General features: G+C 64.5%; 17 protein-coding genes. 11 read left to right on the top strand and 6 right to left on the bottom strand.

Features of this window, described 5'->3' with window-relative positions:
- The first annotated feature begins 21 nt into the window (after positions 1 to 21).
- The 5 genes from JSE7799_RS17105 (at position 22) to JSE7799_RS17085 (ending at position 4,469) form a co-directional block, all read left to right on the top strand.
- Positions 22 to 885, top strand: coding sequence for a dihydrodipicolinate synthase family protein (locus JSE7799_RS17105; protein WP_055664681.1), 864 nt, complete (start codon positions 22 to 24; stop codon positions 883 to 885).
- On the top strand, positions 878 to 1,540 hold the full coding sequence (locus tag JSE7799_RS17100) for a GntR family transcriptional regulator (protein ID WP_055664680.1): 663 nt from the start codon (positions 878 to 880) through the stop codon (positions 1,538 to 1,540). The genes JSE7799_RS17105 and JSE7799_RS17100 overlap by 8 nt, the downstream gene beginning before the upstream one ends.
- Positions 1,541 to 1,631: 91 nt before the next feature.
- A complete protein-coding gene (gene dctP, locus JSE7799_RS17095; protein WP_055664679.1) occupies positions 1,632 to 2,624 on the top strand; it encodes a TRAP transporter substrate-binding protein DctP in 993 nt (330 codons plus the stop codon).
- Positions 2,625 to 2,667: 43 nt separating this feature from the next.
- Positions 2,668 to 3,177, top strand: coding sequence for a TRAP transporter small permease (locus JSE7799_RS17090; protein WP_245624926.1), 510 nt, complete (start codon positions 2,668 to 2,670; stop codon positions 3,175 to 3,177).
- Positions 3,174 to 4,469 (top strand): TRAP transporter large permease, encoded by a 1,296-nt coding sequence (locus tag JSE7799_RS17085; RefSeq protein WP_055664744.1) that lies wholly within the window; start codon positions 3,174 to 3,176, stop codon positions 4,467 to 4,469. The genes JSE7799_RS17090 and JSE7799_RS17085 overlap by 4 nt, the downstream gene beginning before the upstream one ends.
- Here JSE7799_RS17085 and JSE7799_RS17080 read toward each other — a convergent pair.
- Complete coding sequence (locus JSE7799_RS17080) at positions 4,457 to 5,065, bottom strand: nicotinate-nucleotide adenylyltransferase (protein ID WP_055664677.1); 609 nt, start codon at positions 5,063 to 5,065, stop codon at positions 4,457 to 4,459. The genes JSE7799_RS17085 and JSE7799_RS17080 overlap by 13 nt on opposite strands.
- Positions 5,066 to 5,178: 113 nt before the next feature.
- Here JSE7799_RS17080 and ettA point away from each other — a divergent pair, with 113 nt between their 5' ends.
- Entirely contained in the window at positions 5,179 to 6,834 is a 1,656-nt protein-coding gene (ettA, locus tag JSE7799_RS17075; protein ID WP_055664676.1) for an energy-dependent translational throttle protein EttA, read from the top strand.
- Here the strand turns inward: ettA and JSE7799_RS17070 are convergent.
- The 5 genes from JSE7799_RS17070 to fliF are packed head-to-tail and all read right to left on the bottom strand — an operon-like array spanning position 6,824 to position 11,052.
- On the bottom strand, positions 6,824 to 7,720 hold the full coding sequence (locus JSE7799_RS17070) for a hypothetical protein (protein ID WP_055664675.1): 897 nt from the start codon (positions 7,718 to 7,720) through the stop codon (positions 6,824 to 6,826). The two genes, ettA and JSE7799_RS17070, sit on opposite strands and share 11 nt — an antisense overlap.
- A 12-nt stretch (positions 7,721 to 7,732) precedes the next feature.
- A complete protein-coding gene (gene fliP / locus JSE7799_RS17065; protein WP_370736665.1) occupies positions 7,733 to 8,449 on the bottom strand; it encodes a flagellar type III secretion system pore protein FliP in 717 nt (238 codons plus the stop codon).
- Positions 8,446 to 8,721: a FliM/FliN family flagellar motor switch protein gene (locus JSE7799_RS17060; protein WP_055664674.1), complete on the bottom strand. Its 276-nt coding sequence runs from the start codon at positions 8,719 to 8,721 to the stop codon at positions 8,446 to 8,448. Before JSE7799_RS17060 ends, fliP begins: the two co-directional genes overlap by 4 nt.
- On the bottom strand, positions 8,714 to 9,403 hold the full coding sequence (locus tag JSE7799_RS17055; RefSeq protein WP_055664673.1) for a FliH/SctL family protein: 690 nt from the start codon (positions 9,401 to 9,403) through the stop codon (positions 8,714 to 8,716). The genes JSE7799_RS17060 and JSE7799_RS17055 overlap by 8 nt, the downstream gene beginning before the upstream one ends.
- Positions 9,400 to 11,052, bottom strand: a complete 1,653-nt coding sequence (gene fliF, locus JSE7799_RS17050) for a flagellar basal-body MS-ring/collar protein FliF (protein ID WP_055664672.1) — start codon at positions 11,050 to 11,052, stop codon at positions 9,400 to 9,402. The genes JSE7799_RS17055 and fliF overlap by 4 nt, the downstream gene beginning before the upstream one ends.
- A 123-nt stretch (positions 11,053 to 11,175) precedes the next feature.
- Between fliF and JSE7799_RS17045 the strand changes: the two genes are divergently transcribed.
- Genes JSE7799_RS17045 through JSE7799_RS17025 form a run of 5 tightly spaced genes read left to right on the top strand, consistent with a single transcriptional unit; the run spans position 11,176 to position 15,303 of the window.
- A complete protein-coding gene (locus tag JSE7799_RS17045; RefSeq protein WP_055664671.1) occupies positions 11,176 to 11,682 on the top strand; it encodes a flagellar basal body-associated FliL family protein in 507 nt (168 codons plus the stop codon).
- A gap of 55 nt (positions 11,683 to 11,737) precedes the next feature.
- Positions 11,738 to 12,073: a hypothetical protein gene (locus JSE7799_RS17040; protein ID WP_144431777.1), complete on the top strand. Its 336-nt coding sequence runs from the start codon at positions 11,738 to 11,740 to the stop codon at positions 12,071 to 12,073.
- The gene (locus tag JSE7799_RS17035) at positions 12,070 to 12,645 is read left to right on the top strand and encodes a MotE family protein (protein ID WP_055664669.1); all 576 of its coding nucleotides are present in this window, start codon (positions 12,070 to 12,072) and stop codon (positions 12,643 to 12,645) included. Before JSE7799_RS17040 ends, JSE7799_RS17035 begins: the two co-directional genes overlap by 4 nt.
- Before the next feature lie 4 nt (positions 12,646 to 12,649).
- Entirely contained in the window at positions 12,650 to 13,513 is an 864-nt protein-coding gene (gene motA, locus JSE7799_RS17030; RefSeq protein ID WP_055664668.1) for a flagellar motor stator protein MotA, read from the top strand.
- Positions 13,514 to 13,515: 2 nt separating this feature from the next.
- The gene (locus JSE7799_RS17025) at positions 13,516 to 15,303 is read left to right on the top strand and encodes a hypothetical protein (RefSeq protein ID WP_222101801.1); all 1,788 of its coding nucleotides are present in this window, start codon (positions 13,516 to 13,518) and stop codon (positions 15,301 to 15,303) included.
- Positions 15,304 to 15,333 lie beyond the last annotated feature (30 nt).

The following is a 15,333-nucleotide window of genomic DNA, read 5'->3' as shown; positions in this document are numbered from 1 at the left end:
CGGCAACAGGGTGGATTCCGCATGACGACGTTCGGCATATCCGTGGCGCTTCTGACGCCTTTCGACGCGACCGGCGACGTCGACGGATCCCGACTGGCCAGCCATGCCGCCCGGCTGATGCAGAGGGGCGCCAATGGCGTGACCCTGTTCGGCACGACCGGAGAAGGCGCGTCGGTCGGCCTGTCGGAGCGTCCCGCGGTCCTGTCGGCCTTTCGCGCCGCCGCCATCGACCCGAAGCGCGTGACGATGGGCCTCTGCGCGACCTCGGTGGCCGACACACTGGCCCAGGCGCATCAGGCGCACGAGGCGGGGATCCGGTCCTTCCTGCTGACCCCGCCCTTTTACTTCGAACCCGATGCGGAGGGGCTCTACGACTGGCATGCGGCGGTGCTTGCGCAGGTGCCCGAGGGGTCGCGCGCGATCCTCTACCACATTCCGCAGGTGACGAACGTGCCGCTGCCGCTGCCGCTCATCGCCCGCCTGCGGGCGGCGTTCGGCGACCGGGTGCGGGGCGTGAAGGACAGTTCGGGCGACCCGGCGAATGCCCGCGCGCTCCTGCAGATGCGCGGCGGGCTTGAGATCCTGATCGGGGACGAGCGGCGGCTGCACGAGGCGGCCCGCCTCGGCTGCGCCGGCGCGATCAGCGGCATGGCCAACCTCCACCCCGCCCGCATGTCGCGTATCCTGCGGGAGGCGCGCGAGGATGCCGCCCTGTCCGCGGATGTCGGCGAGATCGTCGCCCGCCCGGTCGTCCCCGCGCTCAAGGCCGCCCTGTCGGCGACCGATCCCGCCTGGGCCCGCATCCGCCCGCCCCTCGCGCCCCTTCCCGAAGCCGAGGCCGAGGCCCTGCGCGCGGCGCTTGCGGTGGAACCGGCCAATGGTTGACACCGCCCTGCCCGAGACGCCGCTTCGCGCCCACGCCTATTCGAGCTTCACGAAACGCCTGCTCGCGCGCGAGATCGTGCCGGGGCAGATCATCTCGCAGCGGGAACTCGTGGACGTGACGGGGATGCCGCTCGGTGCGATCCGGGAGATGATCCCGCGGCTGGAGGCGGACGGGCTGATCCGGACGGTGCCGAAACGCGGGCTTCAGGTCGTCACCATCGACCTCGACCTGATCCGCGACGCGTTCCAGCTGCGCCGGCTGGTCGAGACGGAGGCATTCGCCCGCTACGCCGAGACCGCGTCCGAGGCCGAGATCGACCGCCACGAGGCCGCGCACCGCGCCATCCACGACGCCGCGCATGCCGGTGTGACGCCCGAACTTCTCGACCGGGCGCAGGTGCTCGACTGGGCGTTTCACGATCATGTGGTGGATGCGCTCGGCAACCGGATCCTGTCCGACATCCACCGCGTCAACGCGATCAAGATCCGGCTGATCCGCAATGCCGATACGCGCATGCTGCCCGATCTCGTGACCTCGGTGATCGACGAGCATCTCGCCGTCATCCGCGCGCTGCGGACGCGCGATCCGGGTGTCGCCGCCGGTGCCATCGGCGGCCATATCGAAAGCGCGCGCCGCCGCGCGCTCGGGGTGTGACGGCCGTGCCAGTCCGGGTTATGGCACTTGCACAAGACGAGACGGGGTCGGGAGGAGACGGCCCACAGAGACCAATCCAAGGGAGGAAACCATGATGAAATTCACACGCCGCACCGCGCTTGCCCTGTCGGCCGCGCTGCTCGCCGCGCCGGCTTTGGCGCAGGACAAGGTCACGCTGCGCATGTCCACGCCGGCCTCGGAATCGGACCAGCGGTCCACCGCTCTGGCCGAGGTCTTCGCGCCCGCGGTCGACGAATTCGCCACCTACGAGCCGCATTACAATGCGTCCCTCATCGCGCAGGGGTCCGAGCTGGAGGCCATCGCCACCGGCGATCTGGAGATGTCGATCGCCTCGGCGCAGGAACTCGCCACCTTCTTCCCTGAATTCAGCCTCTTCGCCACCGGCTACGTCCATCAGGACGCCGACCACCAGGTCGCCGTGTTCAACGATCCGCTGATGGATCCCTTCAAGCAGAAGGTGGAGGACGAGCTGGGCGTCAAGCTGCTGTCGGTCATGTATCTCGGCCGCCGCCACGTGAACCTGCGCCAGTCCCGCGACGAGCTGGACGTGCAGACACCGGAGGATCTCAATGGCGTGAACCTGCGGATGCCCGGCACGGATGCCTGGCAGTTTCTGGGCCGGGCGCTCGGCGCGAACCCGACGCCGCTGGCCTTCACCGAGGTCTATACCGCACTCCAGACCGGATCGGTCGACGGTCAGGACAACCCGCTGCCCACCGTGGTCGACGCGAAGTTCTATGAGGTGACCGACCAGATCGCGCTGACCTCGCATCTCGTCGATCTCAACTACATCGCCTTCTCCAAGGAGGTTTGGGACAGCCTGACGCCCGAGCAACAGGCCGTCGTTCAGGATGCCGCCGATGCCGCCGCCGAGAGCGGACGGCAGGCGCAGCTTGCCAAGGAGGAGGAGCTCGTGTCCTTCCTCACCGAGCAGGGGCTGGAGATTTATGAGCCCGACGTGGCCGCCTTCCGCAAGCACGTGCAGGCGCAGTACGAGGGCTCCGAATACGCCGAAGCCTGGCCCGAAGGTGTGCTGGAACAGATCAACGCTCTCGGCAAGTGATCCTGACGGGGGGCTGCCCCCCCATGACGCCATGCCGGTCCTGATGTTTCTCCGCCGCGCCGCCGAGGCCGTGGCCGCCGTGATGATGGCGGCCATGTTCGGCACGTTCCTGCTGCAGATCCTCGTGCGGTATACCGGGCGGCTGACATGGCTGGCCGAGGCGGTGCCCCTGCTCGATCCGGTCCGTTACGGCTGGACGCTGGAATTCTGCCTCGCGCTTTGGGTCTGGATCGTGTTCTGGGGCGGGGCCTTCGTCGTGCGCGAGGACGACCATGTGACCTTCGACATCCTGCGCGAAGCCGTGCCGCCGCGTCTGCGCCGCGCGTTCATCGTCGTGGGCAGCCTTTCGATCGCGGTCGGCCTGATCCTCGCGCTCGCGCCCACCTGGGACCGCTTCACGATCCTGCGTCTGAAGAAGACGGCGACCCTGTCGTCGCTCTTCGGCGACTGGATCCGGATGCGCGACGTCTACTCGATCTATGCGCTGTTCCTGATCGCCGTGCCGTGCCGCTATCTCTGGCGGGCATGGCAGGCGGCGCGGGGCCGGGCATGAGCGTCGAGTTCCTGCTGTGCATCGGCACGCTGCTGGCGCTGGCCGGGATCGGGACGCCGATCGCCTATGCCATCCTCGTGGCCTCTCTCGTCTATCTCGCCGCGGGCGGGCAGAGCATTGGCGTGGCGGGCAAGGTCCTGATGGACGGGCTCTACAACAGCTTCATCCTGCTTGCCGTGCCGCTGTTCATCGTCGCGGCCGGGGTCATGAACGCGGGGACGATCTCCGACCGCCTGCTCGCCTTCTGCGTGGCGCTGGTCGGGCGATTCCGGGGCGGTCTCGGGCATGTCAACGTCGTCGCCTCGCTGATCTTCTCGGGGATGTCGGGATCGGCCGTGGCCGATGCGGCGGGGATCGGAAAGATCATCATCGGCATGATGACCGGTTCCGGCCACTACCCGCGCGGCTATGCGGCGGCGATCACGGCGGCCTCGGCCACGATCGGGCCGATCATCCCGCCTTCGATCCCGATGGTGCTCTACGCGCTCGTCTCCAACAGCTCGATCGGGTTCCTGTTTCTCGGCGGCATCGTACCCGGCCTGGTGATGGGGGCGGTGCTGATGGCGATGAACTGGTTTCTGGCACGGCGCCGATTGTTCGCGCTGGAGCCGCCGGTTCCGCTGTCGGAATTGCCGCGCCACACGGCCCGCGCCTTTCCGGCCCTGCTGATGCCCGCGATCCTGCTGTGGGGTATCTATGGCGGCGTCACCACCCCAACCGAGGCGGCGGCCGTCGCGGCGGCCTATGCGCTGCTGCTCGCCGCGCTGTTCTATCGCGCGCTATCGCCGATGGCCCTCTACCGCATCCTGGTCGAGAGCGCGCGGTCCTCCGCGGCCGTGGGCCTCGTCATCGGCGGGGCGCTGATCCTCAACTACGTCGTCGCCTCCGAGAACATCCCCGCCGTGATGGCCGATGCGTTGGTCGGCCTCGACATTCACCCGCTCGTCTTCCTTCTCGGGATCAACGTGCTGCTCTTGCTGCTCGGGTGCGTACTGGATGCGACGACAATCATTCTCGTGGTCATCCCGCTGTTTCTGCCGACCTGCCGGGAACTGGGCATCGACCTCGTGCATTTCGGCGTGGTCGCGATCATCAACTGCATGATCGGATTGATCACGCCGCCCTACGGGATCCTGCTTTTCGTCATCAACGCGACGACGCGGATCCCGCTGGACGAGATCATCCGCGAGATCTGGCCCTTCCTCATCGTGCTGCTCGGCGCGCTGCTGACCCTGATCCTCGTTCCGGGGCTCGTCCTCGCCCTGCCGCGGGCCTTTGGCTACGAGGGCTGATCCCAGCCGCCCCCGGCGCGGATTTCGGACGAGGACGCGGCATTCATCGGAATGTTGAGATAAATCCAGGCCGGCGGCTTTCGGTATCCGATCCCACCGGCCGCCGATGCGGGCAGGCGGAAACGCCGATAGATCGCCGCCGCCGGTGCGGTGCGCGCGCGCAGACGCTGCCCCGGACGCGCCAGCACGGCGATCGGAACACGTGCGAAGATCTCGCGCCAGTCCTCCCACATGTGGAACTGCGCGAGATTGTCGGCCCCCATCAGCCAGACGAACCGCACACCGGGCCAGCGTTCCTGCATGACGGCAATGGTCCGTGCCGTGTGGCGCGTGCCGAGCCGCGCCTCCAGATCCGTCACATCGACCCTCGGATGCCGCATCACGGCCCGCGCATGCGCCATCCGGCGGGCCAGCGGGGCGGGGCCGCGCACCTTGAGGGGATTGCCCGGGCTCACCAGCCACCAGACGCGGTCGAGCCCGAGCCGCTTGAGCGCCTCGCGCGTGATGTGCACATGTCCGGCATGAGCCGGATCGAACGATCCGCCCAGAAGTCCCACGACCTGTCCCGGTCGCGCATATGGCAGGCCCGCGCGCATGGTCCCGTGCTTTCGCGCGCCATGCCTTTGCGGGCAAGGCCCGATTGCCCCCGCCCCCGCCGCGCGATAGACGGCCGCCGATACGACCCGCCCCCCACCGGAGGATCCCGACCATGGCGAGCTACCAGTACGTCTATCACATGGATGGCGTGTCCAAGACATATCCCGGCGGCAAGAAGGTGTTCGAGAACATCCGCCTGAGCTTCCTGCCGGGCGTGAAGATCGGCGTCGTCGGCGTGAACGGCACCGGCAAATCGACGCTGATGCGGATCATGGCGGGGCAGGACAAGGATTTCTCCGGCGAGGCGTGGGCCGCCGAGGGCGCCAAGGTCGGCTACCTCCCGCAGGAGCCGCATCTCGACGAGAGCCTGAGCGTGCGCGAAAACGTGATGCTGGGCGTCGCGGAGAAGAAGGCCAAGCTCGACCGCTTCAACGAGCTGGCGATGAACTATTCCGACGAGACCGCCGACGAGATGGCGCAGCTTCAGGACGAGATCGACAGCCAGGGCCTGTGGGATCTCGATGCGCAGATCGACATCGCGATGGAGGCGCTGCGCTGCCCGCCGGACGATGCCAACCCGGCCAACCTGTCGGGCGGCGAACGGCGCCGCGTGGCCTTGTGCAAGCTGCTGCTCGAGGCGCCGGACATGCTGCTGCTCGACGAGCCGACGAACCACCTCGACGCCGAGACGATCGCGTGGCTGCAACGACACCTGATCGACTACAAGGGCACGATCCTCATCGTGACCCACGACCGCTACTTCCTCGACGACATCACGGGCTGGATCCTCGAGCTCGACCGTGGGCGCGGCATTCCCTACGAGGGCAATTATTCGGCATGGCTGGAGCAGAAGGCCGTCCGCGTCGCCCGCGAGGCCAAGGAGGACAAGTCCCGCCAGAAGACGCTGGAGCGGGAGCTGGAATGGATCCGCGCCGGCGCCAAGGCCCGGCAGGCCAAGTCCAAGGCCCGCATCAACGCCTACGAGGAGATGGCGAACCAGTCCGAGCGCGAGCGTGTCGGCCGCGCCCAGATCGTCATCCCGAACGGTCCGCGTCTGGGCAGCAAGGTGATCGAGGTCGAGGGGCTGCGGAAAGCCTACGGAGACCGCCTGCTGGTGGAGGACCTCTCCTTCGCCCTGCCGCCCGGCGGAATCGTTGGCGTGATCGGGCCCAACGGCGCCGGCAAATCCACCCTGTTCCGCATGCTGACCGGCCAGGAACAGCCGGATGACGGGACGGTGGAATACGGCGATACGGTCAAGCTGTCCTATGTCGATCAGTCGCGCGACGACCTGAACGCCGACGAAACGGTCTGGGAGGCGATTTCGGGCGGCGCGGAACTCATCAAGCTGGGCGATGCCGAGGTGAATTCGCGGGCCTATTGCGGATCGTTCAACTTCAAGGGCGGTGACCAACAGAAGAAGGTGGGCCTGTTGTCGGGCGGTGAACGCAACCGGGTGCACATGGCCCGGCTGCTGAAGGAGGGCGGCAACGTCCTGCTGCTCGACGAGCCGACGAACGATCTCGACGTCGAGACGCTGCGCGCGCTGGAAGACGCCATCGCGGATTTCGCGGGTTGCGCGGTCGTGATCTCCCACGACCGCTTCTTCCTCGACCGGCTCTGCACGCATATCCTCGCCTTCGAGGGCGAGGCGCATGTCGAATGGTTCGAGGGCAACTTCGAGGCCTACGAGGAGGACAAGATGCGCCGCCTCGGCCCCGATGCGCTGGAGCCGACCCGGGTGAAGTACAAGAAATTCACGCGCTGATCGCCTCCGGCTCATCGAGATCCCGAAGGATGCGGTGAACCGCCCGGACCTGCCGGCCCTGCATCGTGCGCAGGGCCTGCGCCTGGTCCATCGAGGAGCGTCCCAGAAGCGCGACCGCGATCACGGCCGGATGTTCGCGCATCATGTGGTCCTGATCCACATTGGCGCGGATAAGGGCCCGCGTCCGCGCTTGTGCGGGTGTCAACCGACGCGGTGATCGCGCCGGCGCTGGCTTGGATGCCGGCGCCGGATCATGCGCGGCATCCGGGTGAAGCCGGGCCGATCCCGCCGCGTTTTCGGGCCGGTTGTGCGGCTCGCCTTTGGCCCGCACCTCCGCCGTGCCTCCGGCGGCACCGGCCGCAGCAGAACGCGCTTGGCCCTTGTCCGTGTCGCCACGCGGTGCCGCGGTCGAAGCGGCATCCTTCTCCGGCAGGAGCACGATTTCCGGCCGGGGCCGGTGTCGCGGATTGACGATCTCCAGTGCTTCACAAAGCACGTTGCGCGTCTCCGGATCGGATGAAAGCGCGGGCGCCGGACGTGAGAAAAGGCGCGGCACCTCCTGCGTCGCCTTATCCGCCGGCGCGACGGAGGAAGCCTCCTCGTCCTCCGGCTTCGCGCCGGTCATCTGCGGGGTCAGCAAAAGCGGCTCGAGCGCCGCACGAACCCGCTCGGTGGCTGCCGGTCGGCGCGATTCGACAGCCTGCACCAGATCGCGCGCCCAGGCACGCAGCCGCTCGGGCGGTATGTCGGACGCCCTCGTGCCGTCCGAGGAGTCTCCGAGCAGGGCGATCAGCGCACGTGCCTTTTCCGCATTCGTCACGTCTCTCCGAAGCGGCGGTTGTGCGCCGTGGCGCGCCTGATTTCCTGCGTGGTCCTGATAGGTCATGGGGGCACCTTTCTACAAATAGCTTCGCACAAGGGCGCCAGACACGAGCGTCCAGCCATCCACGACAACGAAGAAGGCAAGTTTGAACGGAAGCGACACGATGGCGGGGGGGACCATCATCATCCCCATCGACATCAGGACGGCGGCCGTCACCATGTCGATGATCAGGAACGGCATGAAGACGAGAAAACCGATCTGGAAGGCGCGGCTGATCTCGGACAGAAGAAACGACGGGATGAGAACCGAGAGATTCTCCGCTTCCGCCGCAGGCCGAAGATCCTGCAGATGCGCCAAGGTGTCGGGATCCACGCGCGCGGCCATGAACGCACGGAACGGCTCGATCGCCGCGGAAATCGCGGTGCCGGCCTCCATTTCGCCACGCGTGAGGGGGCCGATTCCGGCCTCCCATGCGGCCGTCGCGACGGGCTCCATCACAAAGTAGGTCAGGAACATCGCCAGGCTGATGATCAGCATGTTGGGCGGCGATGCCTGCAGACCCATTGCCTGCCGGAGGATCGACAGGACCGTCACGATGAACGGAAAGCAGGTCACCGTGATGGCGATGCCCGGAGCGAGGCTGAGGACCGTGAGAAGCGCGATGATCTGCACGGTTCGCAGCGTCAGGGAGTTTTCCCCGCCGAGATCGATCGCGATATCCTGCGCCATCGCCGCGCCCGGAAGCGCGACGAGGACCCCCAGAAGGAGCGCCGCCGCAAGCGGGTGTCTCACGCCCGGTCGTCCGTTTCCGCAACTTCGGTCAAGCGCACCGCGAGGCGTCCGGACGTATCGCCCTCGATCTCCTCGAGTTCGCCACGTGCGATGAGGCGGTCGCCTGCATAGAGCTCCACCGGGTCGGAAACGCTCCGGTCGAGTTGCAGGATCGCGTCGCGCTTCAGCGTGAGCAGTTCCGAGACCGTCGGATGCGCGCGCCCCACCGAGATCGTGATCTCGACAGGTACGCGGGACAGAGCGGAATTCGTGTCGGCGGAATTATCAGCCATTGATTGCCTCTTTCTGATGCATTTTCGGATCGGGATTCTCCAAATCCGGTATTTCGAATGTGTCGTCCGCTTCAGGCGCCCCCGATACCGAGTCGCCGGGGCGGAAATCGGCATCGGCACCGGTCGCCGATGCCAGGAAGGCATCCAGCGCGGAATCCAGGGCCCCGAGCGTCTCTTCGAGGTCGATCCGGCGTTCCTGGCCCGGCCAGCGGATCAGGGCCTGCGACATCGACAATGTGGGTTCGCCGACGACATCGACCTGAAGCTCTCCGAGATCGGTACGCTTCAGCAGGTTCCCGATTGCGGCCGTCTCTTCCGGAGCAACCCGAAGCGACAGGCGGTCGGCGGCACTCCGGGCCAGTTCCCGAAGCTCATCTACCAGAATGCCGACGAACGCCTTCTCTGCCGCATGCGGCAAAAGCTTGTCGAAAATCTCACGCAGCGCCGGCTCCAACGCGGCGATCGTCCCCCCCACAGCGTCGCGCCGTGCGGCGATCGCGTCATTCAGCCCCTTGGCAAGACTCTCCGAAATCCGGCTCTGCTCCGCCTCGATGCCTGCAAGCGCCTCATCGCGACCGGCGTTGTAGCCCTCGTCGAACCGGTCATCCGTCTTCACTTCCGGAACCGTCACTTGCGGTGTGACATCGTCCGCGCCGAAGTCCTCCAGAGAAAGCGCTCTCATCGAACTTCCTCCGGTGTGTCATCCATCCAGCCCCGGAGCACCTCAACGGTTTCCTCCCGGCGATCGGAGATCAGCTGGCGCAAGCGGTCCACAGGATCTTCGTGGTTGCCCCCTTGATCATCGGGCAGGTCCGGCAGGTCGGAGAGGTTGGACAAATCCGGCAGCGCGGAGAGGTCGGACAGATCCAGCCCGTTCTTGCTCGACCCATCGTTCGGCAGAGCGCCCGGCGCAGGAAGTTCGCGCGGCGCATCCAGTCCCGACCCCGCTTCGGCAGGCGGCTCGGCGGCCGGCGGCGGCAGTTGCGGCGCAAGGACATTCGCGAGGACGGGGCGGACGACGAAGGCGAGGATCCCGAGGCCGAGGAGCGCGAGAAGAAGCGCTGTCACCATCTGCACGATTTGCCCGCCGCTGAACCACGGAAGCGAAAGCCCTTGGCCGGTGGCAGGCGCTGCGGGCAGGTCGAACTCCATGCTCCGGACCGTAACTTCGTCGCCGCGGTCCGCCCGGAAGCCGACCGCCGCCTCGACCAGTTCGCGCAGCGTCTGAAGCTCCTCCGCGGAACGGGGTGTCCAGCTATCCGCTCCGTCGGCGCCGGCCGCACGCAGGCCATCGACCATGACGGCGACCGTGACGCGCTCGATTGCACCCGGAGCACGCTCGATCTCGCGCTGCGTGGCGGAGAAGTCGTAGTTCACCCGTTCGCGGGTTTCGGCTTGGTTGCTCTGCGATTCGCCCCCGCCTGCGGCATCGCCCTCCGGCAGATTGCTCGCGACGGTAACGCTCGAGTCGGTTCCGCGGTCGGAGGATGTCCGCTCCTCGGTGTCGGTGCTGACGACGACGCGGCTTTTGGGGTCGAGAAGCCGCTCCGTGATCTTCTCGCGGTCACGGCGGGTTTCCACGGCAAGTTCCACGACATAGCGCCCTTCTCCGACACGCGCGGCGAGGAGATTCTCGACCGAAGCGCGCATCTCGGCCATCCGGGAATTCCGGGCTTCGGCTTGGGTGTCGATCGCGGTGCCACCGACGACACGCCCGCTTGCCGAATCGATGACCGTGACATCCTCCGTCGAAAGATTGTGCACGGCTCCGGCAACAAGGGACTGAACGGCACGCGCCAGGGAGGTTCCGACGGCGCCCGACGTCATCTGCAACGTCACGGACGCTGTCGCCGAACGATCGCGCGAGAAGGGCGACGAATCGCCGGTCGCAAGATGCACGCGCGCCTGGCGAACCCCGGGGGACGACAGAATCGTCCGCGTCAGCTCGCCCTCCCGGGCGCGCCAATAGGCGGCGTCGAACATCTGCGAGGTCGTTCCGAAGCCGCTCAATCCATCGAGCAGCTCGTAGCCGGCGCCGTCCATCCGCGGCAGGCCTTCGCCTGCAAGTTGCATCCGGAGCGCGTCACGCACATCGTCCGGCACGTAGATGGCGCCGCCCACGACCTCGTAGGAAGTCCCGCGTGCATCGAGACTTGCGACGACCTCGGCTGCGGTCGCGGGTTCGAGATTCGCGAAGAGAAGCTCCATCCGAGGCGCCGTGGCGAGCCGGGTCAGGAACAGCACCGAAAGCATCGCGACCAGCGTCGCGACAGCCAGGACGGCAACTCGGCGCTTGTCCTGCGCCTTCCAAAATGCAGTCAGATTCTCCAACGTATGCCCTCTCGAAATCGGCCGGCCCGTTCTGGGCGTCGAGGGGGACAATTCCGTACTTCCGTTAACATTAAGTTAGTCCCCGTGGGTTAGCTCAATTCTCGAAACGACGAGGATGCCCAAATGGCCGAACCGGAAGCAGAGCAGGAAGAAACCGGACAGGATGAGCCGAAGAAGGGAAAGAAGCTTTGGCTACTCCTCACTCTTGCGCTGGCCTGTGCATTCGGAGGCGGCGGGTTTTATGCCATGCGATCGGGAATGCTCGATTCGATACTCCCTTCCGGGCATACCGCAGAAGCTCCGGTCCCTAATGCACATGTGGCAAAATCGGATCCGCCAACATTCTTGGAACTCGACCCGCTGATGATCTCGGTGGGAGATGCGAGCGGCATCAAGCAGCTGCGCTTCCGGGCTTTTCTTCAAACCGAGACCGCCGACCCGAAGATCGCCGCATTACAGCCGCGAATTCTTGATATCTTCGCGACTTATCTCCGCGCCATTCCGGTCGCAGAATTGGAGAACCCAACTGCGCTATTGCGGCTGCGGGCTCAACTCTTGCGGCGGGTCCAATTACTGACGGGGCCGGACACCGTGAATGACATTCTCATCATCGACTTCGTGATTACCTGACATGCAGATAATTTCACAAATCTCTGACGTTCTCTTGCTGTGCGGAACGCTTGGCATGGCGATCTGGTGCCGAATCCTTTCCCGCCGCCTTCATGCTCCAATCACGACCGACACACGAATCAACGAACGGATCGCCGCATTGGGTCAGAAGGTGGACGCTTTGTCCAAAGAGATGATCGAGGCGGGTCAGGAAGCGGACAGGGAGGCGGATCGCCTCGCCCGCGCCTCGTCGCGTGCCGACGACCGCATCGGGCGGATGGAAATCCTGTTGGCCAGCCTCGAGGACCTTGAGGCGGAGGCGGCCGATCGCCTCAGAGACGAAGAAACGAGCGGCCCGAGCCCGCTTCCGAGTTTCCGTGCCGCACGGAACCATGAGCTTGGAGCTGCATGATGAAAACCAAGCGGTTTGACTCGCTCCGCCGCGGAGGCTTCACGATCCTCGTATCGGTGCTGGTTCTGTCCGCGCTCACGCGGATCGTTTCAGCCAGTTTGGCCATTTCCGATGGCGCCGAGCCGCCAGACCGGGCTGATGTTGCCTTGCTCTGCCCTCCGTCGGATGAAATCTCTCAGCTTCTTCAGGACCTTGCTCAACGGGATGCCGGACTCACCGAACGGGAAGAAGCGGTGGCGATGCGTGAGCAGGACTTTACGGTCGCACGCCAAGAAATCGAAGCATCCCTCATTCGTCTGGCAGAAGCCGAGGCGCGACTCGAGGCCCGGATGCACCGATCCAAGACTGCTGCCGACGAAGATGTGTCCCGACTGGTCGAAGTCTATGAAGGAATGAAACCGAAAGATGCCGCCGCATTGTTCGAGACGATGGAGCCCGCTTTTGCAGCAGGCTTCGTCGCCCGAATGAACGCCGATACCGCCGCGAACATTCTCACCAACCTCACGCCGGAGACGGCATATGCGCTCAGCGTCCTAATGGCAGGGCGCAACGCCAACGCAGCTACGGAGTAGACAGATGCTTGGACTAGCGGGACTTGCCTGCGTCTTCGTGATGGTGTTCGGCGGCTATATGATGGCCGGCGGTAAACTCGACATCATAATGAAATCGCTTCCGTTCGAGATGACAATGATCGGTGGTGCGGCCGTCGGTGCGTTCCTGATCGGCAATAGCATGTCTGAGGTGAAGCATACGCTTAAAGACATCGCGCGTGTCTTTAAGGGGCCGCGATGGCTTCCTGATGACTATCGCGATTTGCTTTGTCTACTTTATGAACTTGTGCGGCTTGGACGTCAGAATGCCGTCGCGCTAGAGGAGCACATCGAGAATCCAGAAGAGTCCGAAATATTTCGGGAGTATCCAAAGATACTCTCCGACAAAGAAGCGACCGCGATGATCTGTGATACGCTTCGGGCAATCTCGATGAACTACGACGATCCCCACCAGGTTGAGGAAATTCTCGGACAGCGAATTGAAGAGAACCTTCATCATACGCTGCATCCGAGCCATGCACTTCAAGCGATGGCAGATGGTCTTCCGGCGCTCGGGATTGTTGCGGCTGTGCTGGGTGTGATCAAGACCATGGGGTCGATTGACCAACCTCCAGAGGTTCTTGGAAAGCTGATTGGCGGTGCGCTCGTCGGAACGTTTCTCGGGGTCTTTCTTGCCTACGGAGTTGTGGGGCCATTCGCGGTCCGGCTGAAGGCCCTTGGAGAACAGGACGCATATTTCTACGGATTGATCCAAGAGGTTCTTGTGGCAAACCTGCACAACCACGCCACGAACATCTGCATTGAGGTTGGGCGGCAATCGACGCCCACCCATATCCGTCCCAGCTTTGCAGAACTTGAGGACGCTCTGAAAGCTCGGCGTGCCGCATGAGGATGCTGCGAAAGATCTTTCTGCCACTGGTCCTCGCGGTCTTCGGAGCGCAGGTCCACGCGCAGTCTGTTCCGGTGCAATCTGGTGAGCATGAGACTTTCTCTCGGCTGGTTTTCCTCACGGAACTTGGCCAAGAATGGCAGATCGACCGCTCCGGCCGATCTGCATCCATCGAGTTTGCGCGCCCTCTTCCGCAGCTCGATCTTTCGAAGGTCTTTTATTTCATTCCGAAAGATCGCCTCACCTCATTAACGGCGACGGAAGCGGGACTGTCACTGTCCCTTTCCTGCGAATGCGGCATCAGTGTTTTCCAGTTACAGTCCGGACATATCGTAGTCGACATAACGGATGATGCCGATACTGCGTCATTGGCCCAATCGTCCGCCATACCGCTTGAAATGCCTCCGCTGAATATACCGCTGCTTGCATCAACCGCAGACCTTCTGGCGCGCCGAGGCGAGAGGACAAGCTCGACGAATGCCGCGGTTGTCGCAAATCCCGCTGAGCCGGGCCAGGGTCCGGTCTCAGCGTCTCCGGTCCAGATCAAAATGCACCCGTCGGGCTCCATCAGCCTCCTGCCGATAGCGAAGCCCTCCACGCCATTAAAGAGTTTGGCGTGTCCGTTCGAAAAACTGTCTCGCGAAGTTCTGCTAGCTGACCCTTCAGACGCCGTCACGAGCTTGCCGCAGCATCTTTCCGGCGTCCTCAACGGACGCGACGGGTTCGAGCGCGATGCTGCCCTTGAGCTTGCACTTTCCTATCTAAAGGCAGGATGGGGCGCCGAAGCGGGTTTCATGATCCGCTCAGCCGATCTGGAGGCGCCGATGCACCTCCAGATCGCCGATGCGCTGGATGAGCGAGCCACAGGGGCCCAAGGCTATGCCGATCCCGGCTGTGGTCCGGCAAGTGCGATAATTGCGCTTCTGGAAGGAAACCCGGAGGGCCGTTGGGATCGGGCCGACGAGCTTGCGGTCGTACAGCTTCTTGCCGACCTGCCGCAGGACCGATGGAATGACATTCGCGACCGTATTGCTGAAGCGCTTTCAAGCGTCGGAGCGTCGGACCTTCTGGTCGGACTTCGACAGGAGTCTTCCAGCGCTGGTGCGCCAGCGCCAACACCACCCGCCGCAGGTACTGATCTCTCTGCCGTTGAGTCGGTTCTCGACATGCTCGTTCATGCAAATGCCAGTTCGACACGACTTAGCACAGTTGAAATTGGAAACGCACTGGCCTTTTTGCCTTCGATTCCACCGAATGAGAAACGTGCGCAGATTAAGTCGGAATTGGCCCGCGCGTTACTCCGTGCCGAATATTTTCATGAGGCAATTGATTTGGTAGGGAGCGAGTCTGCCGAGGCCGAAGCGCTGCTGGGCCTTGCTCTGCAGGAGATGCCGATTGAAAAAACGATCGAATTCGCCGTGCGGCTGCGTCCATATCTTTCGTCCGGAAGCGAAGGTGCAAGACGAGTCGCCGACGTTCTTCGATCGTGGGGGTTTGAAGATGCGGCGGCACGCTTCGATGCGGTTAAATCGCCCGAAGAGGCAAGAAATAAGGCGGGCGGGTTCCGTGAAGCGAAGTCAGCCTCTCCGTGGCTCACACGAAACTTCCCTGAAATGGCACGAAGCGACAGCGAGACCGGACCCCGGACAGATCTAGCCCGCCTGATCGTCCTTCAGAACGAGGAAGCCACGACGAAGGGGGATCTGTCCTCTGCGCAGCAGGCGCTTGAACACAGCCGGGCTCTCTCTGAAGCAATTGCGGCGATCGCGGCGGCATCACCGGCACGATAACCCGCCGTTAACCGCAGTTGGCCTAAAGAT

Source organism: Jannaschia seosinensis (assembly GCF_001408515.1).
Lineage (GTDB): Bacteria > Pseudomonadota > Alphaproteobacteria > Rhodobacterales > Rhodobacteraceae > Jannaschia > Jannaschia seosinensis.
Note: the sequence above shows the minus strand (reverse complement) of the source record. Positions and strands in the feature narration are given on the sequence as shown.